This window comes from Sorangium sp. So ce448, assembly GCF_051520915.1.
GTDB lineage: Bacteria > Myxococcota_A > Polyangia > Polyangiales > Polyangiaceae > Sorangium > Sorangium cellulosum_B.
On sequence record NZ_CP150343.1, the window covers coordinates 7,139,680 to 7,153,357 of the forward strand.

The 13,678-nt window shown below is 71.2% G+C and carries 9 protein-coding genes and 1 pseudogene; 5 read left to right on the top strand and 5 right to left on the bottom strand.

Features of this window, described 5'->3' with window-relative positions; all coding sequences use genetic code 11:
• The first annotated feature begins 112 nt into the window (after positions 1-112).
• Positions 113-1,003 (top strand): cysteine synthase A, encoded by an 891-nt coding sequence (cysK, locus tag WMF45_RS27020; RefSeq protein WP_437707350.1) that lies wholly within the window; start codon positions 113-115, stop codon positions 1,001-1,003.
• A gap of 48 nt (positions 1,004-1,051) precedes the next feature.
• Here the strand turns inward: cysK and WMF45_RS27025 are convergent, their stop codons facing one another.
• From WMF45_RS27025 to WMF45_RS27040, 4 genes are all read right to left on the bottom strand, one after another.
• The gene (locus WMF45_RS27025) at positions 1,052-2,599 is read right to left on the bottom strand and encodes a complex I subunit 4 family protein (RefSeq protein ID WP_437707351.1); all 1,548 of its coding nucleotides are present in this window, start codon (positions 2,597-2,599) and stop codon (positions 1,052-1,054) included.
• Positions 2,596-4,029, bottom strand: a complete 1,434-nt coding sequence (locus WMF45_RS27030; RefSeq protein WP_437707352.1) for a proton-conducting transporter transmembrane domain-containing protein — start codon at positions 4,027-4,029, stop codon at positions 2,596-2,598. Before WMF45_RS27030 ends, WMF45_RS27025 begins: the two co-directional genes overlap by 4 nt.
• Positions 4,019-7,078, bottom strand: a complete 3,060-nt coding sequence (locus tag WMF45_RS27035; protein ID WP_437707353.1) for a YbcC family protein — start codon at positions 7,076-7,078, stop codon at positions 4,019-4,021. The genes WMF45_RS27030 and WMF45_RS27035 overlap by 11 nt, the downstream gene beginning before the upstream one ends.
• A 78-nt stretch (positions 7,079-7,156) precedes the next feature.
• Positions 7,157-8,797, bottom strand: a complete 1,641-nt coding sequence (locus WMF45_RS27040; protein ID WP_437707354.1) for a SulP family inorganic anion transporter — start codon at positions 8,795-8,797, stop codon at positions 7,157-7,159.
• Positions 8,798-9,084: 287 nt separating this feature from the next.
• On the opposite strand from WMF45_RS27040, the gene WMF45_RS27045 reads away from it, so the two are divergent.
• Both WMF45_RS27045 and WMF45_RS27050 read left to right on the top strand, forming a co-directional pair.
• Positions 9,085-9,672, top strand: coding sequence for an RNA polymerase sigma factor (locus WMF45_RS27045; protein ID WP_437707355.1), 588 nt, complete (start codon positions 9,085-9,087; stop codon positions 9,670-9,672).
• Entirely contained in the window at positions 9,669-10,277 is a 609-nt protein-coding gene (locus WMF45_RS27050; RefSeq protein ID WP_437707356.1) for a hypothetical protein, read from the top strand. Before WMF45_RS27045 ends, WMF45_RS27050 begins: the two co-directional genes overlap by 4 nt.
• Positions 10,278-10,372: 95 nt before the next feature.
• Here the strand turns inward: WMF45_RS27050 and WMF45_RS27055 are convergent, their stop codons facing one another.
• Complete coding sequence (locus WMF45_RS27055) at positions 10,373-11,500, bottom strand: sigma-54 interaction domain-containing protein (protein WP_437707357.1); 1,128 nt, start codon at positions 11,498-11,500, stop codon at positions 10,373-10,375.
• Positions 11,501-11,616: 116 nt separating this feature from the next.
• Between WMF45_RS27055 and WMF45_RS27060 the strand changes: the two are divergent.
• Positions 11,617-12,868 (top strand): annotated as a pseudogene (locus tag WMF45_RS27060) (phosphoenolpyruvate carboxykinase domain-containing protein).
• 18 nt (positions 12,869-12,886) lie between these two features.
• Positions 12,887-13,627 carry a hypothetical protein gene (locus tag WMF45_RS27065; RefSeq protein WP_437707358.1) on the top strand — a complete coding sequence of 247 codons (741 nt, stop codon included), beginning with the start codon at positions 12,887-12,889 and terminating at the stop codon, positions 13,625-13,627.
• Positions 13,628-13,678: the final 51 nt, after the last annotated feature.

Consider the following 13,678-nt stretch of genomic DNA (forward strand, 5'->3'; position numbering starts at 1 on the left):
TGGCGGCATGTCGTCCCCTCGAGCACCGGGCGACGGACCGCCTAGTCCGCCCCACGCGCCTGGTGAGAGCTCGGCTCTTCCGCCTGCGGGCGCGGTCCGCGTCGGTCCGGTCGTGCCGGACGCCCTGTCGCTCATCGGCGGCACGCCGCTCGTCCGCCTTGCCCGGGTCTCGCCCGAGGGTGGAGGCGTCGTCTACGGCAAGCTCGAGTCGATGAACCCGGGCGGCAGCGTCAAGGACAGGGCGGCGCTCGGCATGGTGCTCTGCGCCGAGCGCGAAGGGATCCTCAGGAGAGGGTCGACCATCGTCGAGGCGACGAGCGGCAACACGGGGATCAGCCTCGCGATGATCGCCGCCGTGCGCGGCTACCGCTGCGTGGTGGTCATGCCCGAGGACATGAGCGTCGAGCGCCGGCACGTCCTCCGCGCATACGGCGCCGAGATCGTCCTCACGCCCGAGGGCCAGGGCATGGCCGGCGCGGTCGCCCGCGCGATCGAGATCTGCGAGGCGACCCCCGGCGGGTGGATGAGCCAGCAGTTCCAGAACCCGGCGAACCCCGGCGCCCACGCGCGCGCCACCGGCCTCGAGATCCTCGCGCAGACCGGCGGCGACATCGCGGCCTTCGTCGTCGGCGTGGGCACCGGCGGCACGCTGACCGGCTGCGGGCGCGTGCTCCGGGATCAGCTCGGCGGCGCGGTCCGCATCTGCGCCGTCGAGCCGGCGAAGAGCGCCGTGCTCTCCGGGCGAGGCCCCGGCCCCCACGGCATCCAGGGCCTCGGCCCCGGCTTCGTCCCGGCGATCCTCGAGCGGTCGCTCATCGACGAGATCCTGACGGTGACCGAAGCGGGCGCCTCGCGCATGGCGCGGCGGCTCGCCCGCGAGGAGGGGCTCCTCGTCGGGCCGAGCTCCGGCGCCAACGTCCACGCGGCCGTGGAGATCGCGCGCAGGGTGCGCGGGACGATCGTGACCGTGCTGCCCGACTCGGGAGAGCGCTACCTGCTCTGACCCACGTCCGGCGGCGGCGAGCGCAGCGCGCCATCCGCCGGACGCGGCTCAGTGCGACGGTCGTCCGTCACGGCGGGGCGCTCGGCCGTCCGCGTCGATGGAGCGGCGGTTCGCCGCTGCCGCGAGGCGCGCCTGCGCGCCGTGCGCCACGTCGTGGAGTACCCGCTCGACCACCGGCTCATGGATCGCGATCACCCGCGCCGGGGCCACCCCCAGGACCACGGTGAGCGCGACCAGCGCGAGCAGGAACGCTCGCTCGCGGAGCACGAGCGCCTCCACCGCGGCGCCCTTCAGGTGGCGCCGGAGCGGCCCCAGGAAGGTCCGCTGGAACGCCCGGAACAGCGTGATCCCGTTGAGCGCCGCCGCCGTCAGCGCCAGCACCGCGAGCACGGGATGGACGTGCAAGATTCCATGCAGGAGCAGGTCCTCGCTCACGAACGAGAGCGCCCCCGGCATCCCGATCATGGCGCACGCGAGCAGGAAGAAAAAGGCGGCCATGCGGGGCGTCCGGGCGACGAGGCCGCCGAGCTCCCGCGTGTCCGCCGTGCCAGCGCGCGCCTCGATCGCGCCGACGACCATCGTGAGCCCCGTGATCGCGATCGACAGGGCGACGCTCTGCAGGAGCGCGCCGCTCACGCTCTGCGGGCTCAGCGAGGCGACCCCCAGGAGCACGAGCCCCTTCTGGCTCGCCACGAGGTAGCCGAGCAGCCGGCGCAGATCGGTCTGGACCAGCGCGAGCACCGCGCCGTGCAGCGCGCTGATCAGGCCGAGCACGGCGAGGATCGGCATGCCGTCGGCGGAGCCCACGGGCAGGAGCGTCACCCCCACGCGAACGAGCACGCAGACGCCGACCTGCATCTGGGCGAGCAGGATGGTCACGCCGAGCGGCCCCCGCTCCAGCAGCACCGGCAGCCAGCCGTGGAACGGCACGGCGGCCATGCGCATCAGCACGGCGATGCCGACGAGCGCGAACAGCGGCGACTGCCATGCCTCGGGGACGCCGACGCGGGCGATCTCCTCGACGTCGAACGGCAGCGCGGCGCCCTGGCGCGCGGCGAGCACGGCGATGGCGCCGATCGCGACGACGAGCGGCGCCGTGCCCCCCAGCAGGAAGATGCGGCAGGTGCGCCGGAGGAGCGGGTCCTGGGCGCCCTTCCTGGCGACCAGGCGCTCCACCGGCACGAGGGCGGCGACCCACGCGGCCGCGAGCACCGCGAGATCGACCGCGCAGAACACGCCGAGGATGGCGCTGCCGGTGACGAGCAGCGCGGCGGCGCCGGGCGCATCGATCGCTGCGCGCGGGCTCGCGGCGAGCAGGGCGAGCAGGACGAAGCCGAGCAGCGGGAGCAGCGTGATGGTAAAGCCGTCGAGGCCGAGGCGGAGGCGCGCTCCGAGGAGCGGCAAGGTGGGCCCCCCGGCGGTGAGCGCGACGCCGGCGTGGGAGAGCGCGAGCGGCAGCAGCGAGAGGAGCAGGGTGAGCGCCGCGCCGATGAGGGCGACGCGGCGCGCGCGCTCGTCGCTGCGCGCCCGGGCGGCGAACAGCGCCGCGATCGCGGGCGTGAGGATGAGCGTCCCGAGGAGCGGAAATGCGTTCACGTGCGAGCCCTCTTCGTATCGCGCGCGCGCGGCTGGAAGGCCGTCGCGCCCTCTGTCGCGTCGCGGGCGTCCTCGTCGCCGGGCGCTGCGGGGGCGCGCTCAGGCCAGCCGCTCAGCGCCGCCACCCAGCGGCGCTCGCTCCGGTCGAGCAGGCGCCCGAGGCGCATCAGCGGCGCGGCGACGAGCCGCTCCTGCAGCCCCTCGATGTGGAAGCGGTCGAGGGACAGCCAGTACGCGCGCCGCACGACCGCCGCCGGCAGCAGCCGGCCAGCGAGCCCGAGGTGCGGCAGCGGCTCGCCGGCGTGCGCGGACCGGATGTCCTGCGCGTCGCGGAGCGCCGAGGGGGCGCGCAGCAGCTGGAGGCAGCGCAGGCAGGCGTGGGCGAACATGTGGACGAGCGCGAGCCAGTAGAGACCGAGCCCGATCTCCACGAACATGAGCCCCACCTGCGTCATCGTCGCGTGGGCGAGCGCGCCCTTCACGTCCGCCTGCACGCGCCCCACCATCGTGCCGTAGACGGCCGTCGCCGCCCCGACGCAGGCGATCACCACGCTCGCGGCGAGCGAGCGCTGGAGCAGCGGGGCCGCGCGGAGCATGAGGTACACCCCGGCGTGCACCGAGATGGCGCCGTAGAAGAGCGCGCTCGATGGCGTCGGCCCCTCCATGGCCCGCGGCAGCCAGCTGCCCAGAGGAAACTGCGCGCTCTTGCCCATCGCGGCGAGGAACAGGCACAGCGCGAGCGCCGTGGCCGCGCCGGGCCCGAGCGACGCGGCGGTCCCGGGCCAGGGCGAGCCGCCGAACACCTCGCCCCACTGCGAGGAGCGGGCGACGTCGTGCATGAGCACCGCGCCTCCGAGCAGCCCGATGTCGCAGAGCCGGTAGGTGATGTACACGCGCACCGCGGCCCGCGGCGGCGCCTCGCGCTCGTGGAAGAAGGCGACGAGCAGCACGCTCGTCGCGCCGACGAGCTCCCAGCCGGCGAAGAGGAGGTCGACGGTGCCCGCCGAAACGAGCCCCAGCATCCCCGTCGAGAACAGCGCGAGGAGCAGGAAGAAGCGCGCGAAGCCCGGCTCGCGGTGCAGGTACGCCACCGAGAACCTGCCGACCAGGAGCGCGATCAGCGAGACGAGGAGCATCATCGTCGCCGACAGCCGATCGACGAGCAGGACGACCTCGAACGCATAATCGCCGAGCTCGAACCAGTGGCCGAGCGCCACCGGGACGAACGCGTAGGGCGCCGCGATGGCCGAGAGCCATATCGCCAGCGAGGCCGCGAGCGAGAGCGCGAGCGTGGAGAGCACGACGCGCGACACGACGCGCTCGCTCGGCGTGCGAAGGAGCAGCAGGTAGGCGCCGAGCGCGGCGAACGCCGCCGCCGGAGAGAGCACGGCGAGCGCGGCGAGCTTGCCGAGGAGCACATCAGACAGCATGGTCGACGACCTCACGTGGCCGCGTGGACGCGGCTCGAATGAGCGCAGGCGGAACGAAGCCGGATCTCCCGGCGTACCAGTCGGCGGAGCGCTGGACAGCGGGCAAGGGTTGATCCGGCGGAGAGAACGGCGCGAAGCCGTCGCCCGTGAAGCACGCGATCCGGCGCGTCTCCGGATCGACGCAGGCGAGCTGGATCCAGCCGTTGCCGATGAGCTCGCGGAGGGCCGGCTGCCGCGCGTACAGCGCGGCGGCCGTTTCCGTGCTCGCCTCGACGATGACGAGCAGGCGCACCGGCTCGTGGATCTCGATCATCTGCTTCGGCAGCCCGGTGCGCAGGTCGCTCAGCGATCCCTCCATGACCCCGAGCAGCGAGGCGAGGTTGTGGGGGAGCTTGGTGCCGGCGCCGTAACGGCGGTTGTCGATGCAGGAGAAGTAGTACTCGAGGTTGATCCCTGCCCCGACCGGGCCGACCGCGAGCAGGATGCGCTCGAGGATCGCTCCGCCCTGGTCCTGGGTCGGGTCGTACGAGACGAGGAACGCCCTGCGGTCGAGGAACAGCCCGCGGGTGAGCGCGCGGCGGCCGACGACGCAGACCGCGTTGGTCACGTGCCCCAGCTCGGGCCGCGCCTCGCTGAGATCCGCGGCGCGCGCCTCGACGTGCGCGAGCGCCCGCGCGGCGTCGCCCTCGCGCGGCGCCGACGCGAACCTCCGGCAGCGCTCGTGCGCGTGCTGCTGGCGCGCGGCGTCGAGCGCTCCGATCAGCGCCGAGAGCTCGCCGCGGTGGGACGCCGGCACGAGTTGCTGGTCGTAGAGGACGATCTCGTCCGTCGTCGTGTTGTTCATGCCGCCGAGGAAGAAGGTCTCGTCCGGGATGTCGATCCCGCGCCCGGCGAGCAGCACGCGGACCTCGGGATCGTTCGCCATGGCCGCGAACAGCCGCGCGTTCGGGCCGCCGTGGCGGCCGCCGCACGCGCCGCAGTCGTACGCCGACTGGTGCGGGTTGTTCACGCTGGTCGCCCCGTGGCCGAGCACGACAACGATCGGCGCGAAGCTGCGCGTGAGGCCCATGTTCTCCAGCGTGGCGGCCACGCGGGCCGCCTTGGCCGCGGCGGTGAACGGCTGCCCCTCGCCGCCCGCGGCGGAGCCCTCGTCATGCGGGCTGTGGAGCCGCGTCGGCACCGGCGGGAGCAGGCGCCGCTCGAGGGCGCGGCGCAGCCGCGCCACCGCCCGCGGAAAGAGGGTGCGTCCCACGAGCGGGACGGTGGACAGGAGGCCGAGGGTCGGGGTGAGCAGCACGCCCCGCGCCATGGTGCGGGTGCCGCGCCCCAGCGCGTGCAGGACCCGCGCCCAGCGCTTGCGGCGAGCCTTTCGGCGCCAGCCCGCCTCTTCTTCGTGCGGCCGCTCGACGATCTCGTGCGCCGGCTCCACGCCGACCGGGCAGAGGCTCACGTGGCCGGCGTCGTCGAGCCCGCGGTAGCGGATCGGCACGCCGAAGAACCCGGCAACGCCGAAGGTCTCGTGCCGCGGCGAGAGCTCCTCGAAATGCCTCCGGAGGCCCTCGCAGCGGTCGTCGATGCAGAACGCGACCTGGAAGCGGGGCGCCTCCACGGAGCGCTCCTCCTCCGGGCGGCGGAGGTTCGCGGCGATCCCGTGCAGCACCTCGGTCCGGTGGTGGTGCTCGTAGGCCTCGTGCAGGACGCGGCGCCGCGCGATCTCGTCGAACGCCTCGAGCGCCTCGAGCGCCCAGACGCGCTCCGCCTTGGACAGCGGCTCGATGTCGGCGGCCGAGAGGCCGGCGAGCTGAGCGAGCTGGAACAGACGGAACGGCCGAGCATGATCAGGCGAGCTCGACGGCGGCGCAGGCGGCCGGGCGGCGCGCCGGGCATGCTCGACGAGGCCGGCGAGCGGTCCTCGGTATCCCAGCCGCCGCTGCGCGACGTCGCGCAGCGCGTACCGGGCGAGCGTGAGGCGCACGGCGAGGTACTCGACCAGCGACACGGGCGGTGATCCCGCAGGCCGGTCGCTCGGCGTGTGCTCGAGGCGGTGGATCATGCCGGCCCAGCCCGGCAGCTCGAGCAGCACGCGTGTCACGTACACGTCCCAGTGGTCCTGGGCGACGGAGAGCTCCTCGAGGGCGCGGACGGCGATGGCGGGCGGCGACAGCGCCTCCGCGTCGAACCGGCGGAGCTCCGCGTCGAGCCCGACGAAGGCCGGGGCGGCCAGCCGGGAGCCCTCGAGCGCCATGCCGCAAAAGCAGCGCCAGAGCCCCTTCGCTCGATCGGGCATCGTCCAGTGTGCAATGCCCTCGTCGAGGTAGGCGCCGAGGAACCGGATCATGAGCGCATCGACGAGCTCGGCCGGATCCTCGCCAGCCAGCTCGACAAGCAGATCGCGGTGCGACCGATCGGCGCCCACGCGCTCGACGAGCGGCGGCTCCAGGGGCGGGGCGGGCGGCAGCGGCACGGCGCGGCACGCGTCCCAGAGCGCGAGGGCGGCGCGCGACTCCGGCTCGCGGCCCCCCCGGTCGAGGAGGCGCGCCGCGATCTCCGGGCGCGCCTCGAGCCAGCGCTCCGTGCTGTAGACGATGCGCCGGCGTCGCTCGTCGGGGACGTCGGCCCGGAGCCTGCGCGTCTCCCCGGCCTCGGAGATACGCCACAGGAGGCCCGCCGCCGTCTCCGCGTCGATCGGATGGCGCAGCGCGAGCCGCTCGATCTCGTGCCGGGACAGCGGGCCCCGGCGCTCATCCGGCTGCGCGGCGAACCGCCCCGCGAGCGCGGCCTCGAGGTCCTCGTCGCCGATCCGACCCGACGCGATGTGCGCGCGGTAGTCTGCCTCGGAGAGGTACGGCTCGGCCTCGAAGACAGCGCTCGCCGCGGCGAGCGCGTCATGGAACGGCAGGTGCTGGAACGCGTGCAACGTGTTGTGGTGGACGAACACGCCGATCGGCCCCTGCGCCGGCAGCAGGTGTCCGGCGTGCTCGACCACGTCGCGCAGGTGCTTCTGCCGGGCGGCGCTCGCGCGAAGATCCTGAGAAAGCTCGCTGTTCATGGGGTTCCCGAGTGGCAGTTGTACCTGGAGAGCCCCACGCGCGCTTCCCCCTTTCGCGCCATGGTGTCTCGACTCGATTCAGCGCTCGACGACGGGGCTGATGACAGGCCGCTTCCTCGCCGAGAGCGGGTGGGATGACATCTGGAAATGATCGCCGAGGCCGGCGAGGGTCAACGTCCGCCCATTTCGCTCCATCACGCCCTGGAGCTCATGCAGGTTGGACATGACGGTGTGATCGACCAGGCGGGCATTCGCGAAGTCGATCTCGATGTTCGAGACGTGCGCGTGGTTGTCGATCTTCCGCTGGATGCTGAGGTAATTGCTGAAGATGGCGGCGTGCTTGACGCGCAGCACGACCCGCCCCTCCTCGACGCGCTCGTCCACCTCGGAGCGGAAGAGGACGCGCAGCGGCGCGCCGTTCGTCAGGTGGATGAGCAGCTTCACGGCGATGCCGGCCGCGACGCCGACGAGCAGATCGGAGACGATGCACATCGCGGCCGTGGTGGCGAAGATGACGAGCTGCTCCCTGCCGATGCGGAGCGTCTTCGCGAACTCCTTGGGCGACGCGAGGCGGGTGCCCGTGAAGGTGAGCATCGCGGCGAGCGCGGCGAGCGGGATCCGGTGGATGAGGCCCGGCGCGAAGGCCACGAAGAGGAGGAGGAAGGTCCCGTGAAAGAAGTTGGACAGCCGGCTCTTCGCGCCGTAGCCGATGTTCGCGGAGCTGCGAACGATCTCGGAGATCATCGGCAGCCCTCCGAGCAGGCCCGCGATGAGGTTGCCCACGCCCGTGGCGAGCAGATCCTTGTCGAGGTCGGAGCGGCGCTTCGCAGGATCGAGCGCGTCGACGGCCTTCGCGGACAGGAGCGACTCGATGCTGCCCACCAGCGAGAACATGACGATATATTTGATGGACGAGGGCGTGCCGACGTGGCTGAAGTCCGGGAAGACGATCGCCTGGACGAGGTTGCCCGGCAGGTTCACGAGGAAGCTCGGCCCGATCGCGTACGTCGAGTGGGTCGCCGCGAGCGTGTACGTGTGCTCGTGCTCGAGATCGAAGACATAGGCGAGCGGCACGGACAGCGCCAGCACCAGCATCGGCGCGGGGATCTTCTGCATCCAGCGAGCTCTCTTGGCGATCACTGGATAGCCGAAGAGGAGGATCATCGAGAGGATGCCGATCGAGGCGATCTCGGGGTTCAGGCGCAACAGGCTGCGCGGGATCTCCAGGATCAGGTGGAGCGGGTCTTTCGCCGCAGGCGTGACGCCGACGAGCGTGTGGACCTGTTTCGAGCAGATGATGATCCCGATGGCCGCCAGCATGCCGTGGACCACCGAGGAGGGGAAAAAGTCGCCGAGCGTGCCCGCGCGCGCCAGGGCGAAGACGATCTGTGTCACCGCGGCGATGGCGATGCAGGCGAGCGCGCGGCGATAGCCCACGGCGTTGTCCCCGCCGCCGAGCTCCTGAACGGCGCCCAGCGCAATGACGATGAGGCCCGCGGCGGGCCCCTTGATGGTCAGCGGCGCGCTGCCGAGCCAGGTGGCGACCATGCCACCGACGACGGCGGTGAGCACGCCCGCGATAGGGGGGAACCCGCTCGCCATGGCGATGCCCAGGCAGAGCGGCAGGGCGATCAAGAAAACGAGGAACCCTGAAACCAGGTCGTTCCTCCATGTGGACGCCGAGGACGTCGACGCCCTCGAAATGCTCGGATTGGACATGCGGTGCTCGCCTTGGAGTTGGGGCACCATGTGGGCCCGCTGTTCGTCAGAACACGGCCCAGGACGGGACCACTCGGCCGGAGGTTCCCGCTCGGGGTGACGATTTTGTGCACCGCCCAGGAACCTCGGCGCGGATCCGTTCCGTCCCAGGGCAGCCGATGGACATTTCTTCCTCCTTCGGGGCGACGTCGCTCGCCCCCTCGCGGCGCGAGCGGCGGGCGCTACCCGTCCGTCCATTCCACGCTAGAGTTCCGGCCTTCGACGCTCTAGATGCTCGAGCGGCCCTCATGACCGAATCGCGCCCCCCCCTCGGTGAATCGCGCGCGGAGTTCGAGTCGGCGGTGCGCCCGGTGCTCCCTCGGCTCTATCGGTTCTGCGCCTCGCTCTGCGGCGCGCGAGACCAGGCGGACGATCTGTTCCAGAACGCGTTGCTGAAGGCCTACCTGCACGCGGCGTCCTTCGAGGGACGCTCCGACCTCGGCGTCTGGCTCTGCGGGATCGCTCGGCACGAGTACCTGGAGGCTTACCGGACCGAGGCGCGGCGCCGCGGCCTGCTCGATCGGCTCGTCGAGGCGTGCACCGACGCGCTCGGCATCGTCCCTCGCGCAGAGGTCTCGAGCCCGGAGGCGGCCGCGATCTTGAGCCAGGACACCGGGGTGCTCCTTGCGTGCCTCCAGGAGCTGCCAGAGGAATTTCGCACCGTGGTGGTGCTATGCGACATCGAGGAAGTCGGGTATGACAGCGTGGCCGAGATCCTCGGGATCCCCAAGGGGACGGTGAAGAGCCGCCACGCCCGAGGGCGCGCGCGGCTGCGCGACGCCTATGAGCGTCTGGCGGCGCCGCGCGCCGTCGCCGAGCGGGAGGGTTCGACGTGAGCGAGCGCGACGACGATCTGCCTCCGATTCCGCAGGATCTGGCGGCGAGCATGCGGGAGCTGCGCTCGATGAGCCCCTCCGATGCGCTCGTCGAGCGCGCGCTGAGCAAGCTCCCCGAGCGACCGGAGCGCCCAGCGGCGGCCAGCAGCGCGCGAGCGCAGCGGGCGAGCGACCGCAGCGGGTGGAGGGTGTTCATCGCGGCCCCGGCGCTCGCCGCGCTGGCGGCCGCCGCCTTCGTGGCGGGCGACAGGGGCGCGTGCTCTCCGGCGATCGAGCGATCCGAGGAGCGCGCCGTCGCCTTGCCTGAGGAAGGGCACGCGTGGACGCACCTCGATCTGTGGACCCACCGCCACGCGGACGAGCCGGCGGTGGTCCAGCTCGAGGTGCCGGAGCACGTGCGCGTGCGGTTGCCTGACGGCGAAGGTGGATCGCTGGAGCAGCACTGCCGGCAGGAGCGCTGCTCGCACAGGCTGACGCGCTACCGCGGCGACGCCCCGCTAGGCGTGGCCGTGGCTCAGCCGGGCCGGTATGAGATCCACGTCCATCACGAGTCGAACGAGGCGCGCGTGCGCGAGCGCTTCATTCTGATAGCTGAACGCGAGTGAGCCCGGCGAGACATGTTACCGCAACCTGGGTGGCTCCGGTCGTTACCGCGACCTGCAGGCAGCCCCAACCCAGGTAGCCGGCCGGGCCGGCCGGCTCATTTCTTTGCCGCCCTCCGCTCTCCAGGGACAGGCCCGCTTGGCACCCGCACGCGCCCCGCTGCGACGTAGCGTTGCACCGTCCTCAGGCTGATCCGAAGTCGCGCCGCCGCCTTGACCTTGTCGCCCCCGTCGCGCTCCAGCGCCGCCTCGACGATGTTCTGGATGAGCGACTCCAATCCGTCGTCGAGGTCGAGCGCGGGCGAGGTGCTTGCGCGCGACACGCCCGCGGCGGCTTCCTCCGGCACGATCAGCGAACGGACGCTCTCGGGCAGATCGGCCACGCGCACCTGCCGCCCATCCCGGAGCAAGCAGAGCGTCTCCACGACGTTCCGGAGCTCGCGCACGTTGCCAGGCCAGTCGTAACGGAGCAGCAGCGCCTTGGCCTGTCGGCTGAACCTCGGCGGGCGAACCCCGTGTCGCGCCGAGTGCTGCGCGGTGAACTGATTCAGCAGGGGCGCGATGTCAGCGCGTCGCTCACGCAAAGCGGGGACATTGAGCGTGATGCCCTGGATTCGATAGAACAGGTCGGCGCGAAAACGGCCCGCGCGCACCTCCTGATCGAGGGGTCGTAGCGTGGCAAACATCAACCGGACATCCGCCTCGATCTTCGTCGCGCCGCCGACGCGCATGTACCGGCGGTTTTCGAGGAATCGCAGGAGCTTCGCCTGCATCGGCATCGGCAGTTCACCGATCTCATCGAGCAAGAGCGTGCCCCGCTCGGCCGCTTCGACTTTGCCCTTCGCTCGCTCGCTCGCCCCGGTGAACGCGCCGCGCTCGTGACCGAAGAGCTCGCTTTCAAAGAGCGCGTCGGGGATGGCCGCGCAATTGATGGGCACGAACGGCCCTCGCCGACGCTCGGAGAGCTCGTGCGCGCGCCTCGCCAGCACCTCCTTGCCGGAGCCGCTCTCGCCGATCAGCGTCAGGGTGACGTCCTTCGCGGCGACGGCGCGAAGGATCTGGTCCGCCTTCTTCATGGCGTGGGAGCGCATGATCGGCTCAAACACCACGTCAGGTCGTCGTTTTCGCTCTCGCACGCGAGAAATAGTGAGCGATCTGGTCGCAATCCGCAAGCCCGACCACGAAATCGGCTCCGGCGATCCACGTCGCCCCTCGACCGGCGACATTCGTCGGCTGTTCGCCGTGGAAATGCCGAGAGAGCGCGCGGCTTCGAGCGCTCCTGGCGCGGTTCATGGCCAGCCCCTGCTCCGGCACGGATTCTGCTGTGACCAGGACCAAGACCATGAACGAAGCTCCCACGACGAACCGCGCGCTCCGCGCCTGGGTCCAGGCGATCGCCGAACACACGCGACCCGCGCGCATCCGTTGGTGTGACGGCAGCGAGGAGGAGCGGACCGCCCTCGAGCGCGACATGGCGCTCTGCGGCTCGTTCATCGAGCTGGATCCACGGACCCACCCTCGTTCATTCCTGCATCGATCGGATCCAACGGACGTCGCGAGGACGGAGCACCTCACCTTCATCTCGACGCCACGACAGGAGGACGCGGGGCCCAGGAACCACTGGATGAGCCGAGAGGAGGCGCAGACGCGCAATTTGCTGGATGCACCCTGGCAGCGACGGACGGCTCTGGGCCATCAACCCGGAGAACGGCATGTTCGGCGTCGCGCCAGGGACCAGCCTCAGGACCAACCCGAACGCGATGCAGTCGCTCACGCACGATGTGATCTTCACGAACGTCGCGCTGCGCGCGGGCCGTCGCGTATGGTGGGAGGGGATGTCGCAGCTCGACGAGCATGAGGTCATCGAAGACTGGCGCGGCGCGAAGTGGACGAACGGCTCCGCGACGTCTCCTGCCGCGCATCCAAACTCGCGCTTCACCGTCCCGCTGCGGCAGTGTCCCAGCGCGGCAGGCTCCTTCGATCTCGCCACGGGGGTGCCGATCTCGGCCATCCTCTTCGGGGGGCGCCGTTCGAAGCTCGCCCCTCTCGTCCACGAAGCGCGGAGCTTTCGTCACGGCGTGTACGTCGGCGCGACCATGGCGAGCGAGACGACCGCCGCGGCGACCGGCGCTGTCGGCGTCCTCAGAAACGATCCCATGGCGATGCTCCCCTTCTGCGGGTACAACATGGGCGATTACTTTGCGCACTGGATGGCCGTCGGGAAGGGGCTCAGTCGTCCGCCGAAGATCTTTCATGTCAACTGGTTCCGGACGGGGGACGACGGGCGCGTCCTGTGGCCCGGGTTCGGCGACAATATCCGCGTCCTCAAGTGGATCCTCGAGCGTGTCGAGGGCACGGCGGCCGCGCGCGAGTCCGCAATTGGCCTCCTTCCGCATGAACGGGGAATCGATCTGACCGGGATGGACCTCTCGAAAGACGCGCTCTTCCAGCTGCTCGCGGTCGACAGCGGCGCGTGGTTGAGGGAGGCCGACGGCGTCCTCGAGTTCCTTCGCAAGTTCGCGGATCGACTCTCCGCGGCGCTGCTGGCCGAGCACCGATCGCTCGTCAAGCGGCTGCACGATTCACTGCATTGAGCTGAGCTGGGAGGACCCGTGGAAAACGATACCAAATCTTCGGCGGCGAACGTCTGTCGTGACAGAGACCATTCCTCCGTGGATGGCCGCGCGGCCGGACCGCTGGCAGGTGCCGTCGCGGCGGCGCTGCGAGCGGGGCGCAGCCCCAGAAATCACGACTTCGACCGCTTCCTTCCTGACGAGCTACGCCGCGTCTCCGCTCAGTTCTGGACGCCGATCGAGGTCGCTGTTCGCGCGGCCCGGTGGCTGGACGAGCTCGACGTTCGCACCGTCGTCGATGTCGGGTCGGGCGCCGGCAAGTTCTGCGTGGCGGCGGCGCTGGCGGGACGCAGCCACTTCACGGGGATCGAGCAGCGACCTCGGCTCGTCATGGCGGCGCGCGGGCTCGCGCGGGTCTACGAGATCGAGGACCGCGTTCGCTTCGTCGAAGCCGCCCTGGGGAGAGCGGAGGTTCCTCGCGCGGACGCCTACTACTTCTTCAACCCGTTCGGCGAGAATCTCTTCGGACGAGAAGACCACCTCGATGAAGACGTCGAGCTGGGCGTCGATCGATACCAGCGCGACACCGCGGCCGCCGAAGAGCTCCTCGACGAGGCGCCACTCGGGACCTATCTCCTGACGTACAACGGATTCGGCGGGCGGGTGCCGGACAGCTATGACGAAGTCCGCATCGATCGGGAGCTCCCGAACGTCCTGCGGATGTGGCGAAAGGCGCGCCTCGTGGCTGCCGGTCCGGGTCTACGCGCGGATGAGCTCTGATCACCACGACGGCGCGTGATGCGCCGTTGCGCATCACGCGATCCCGAGCAG

What these genes read in the sequence shown, in the direction of transcription:
- WMF45_RS27030 (WP_437707352.1), bottom strand. Translation starts at nt 4,029, where the DNA reads ATGCTGTCTGATGTGCTCCTCGGCAAGCTCGCCGCGCTCGCCGTGCTC.
- WMF45_RS27035 (WP_437707353.1), bottom strand. Translation starts at nt 7,078, where the DNA reads ATGAACAGCGAGCTTTCTCAGGATCTTCGCGCGAGCGCCGCCCGGCAG.
- WMF45_RS27040 (WP_437707354.1), bottom strand. Translation starts at nt 8,797, where the DNA reads ATGTCCAATCCGAGCATTTCGAGGGCGTCGACGTCCTCGGCGTCCACA.
- WMF45_RS27045 (WP_437707355.1), top strand. Translation starts at nt 9,085, where the DNA reads ATGACCGAATCGCGCCCCCCCCTCGGTGAATCGCGCGCGGAGTTCGAG.
- WMF45_RS27055 (WP_437707357.1), bottom strand. Translation starts at nt 11,500, where the DNA reads ATGTCGCCGGTCGAGGGGCGACGTGGATCGCCGGAGCCGATTTCGTGG.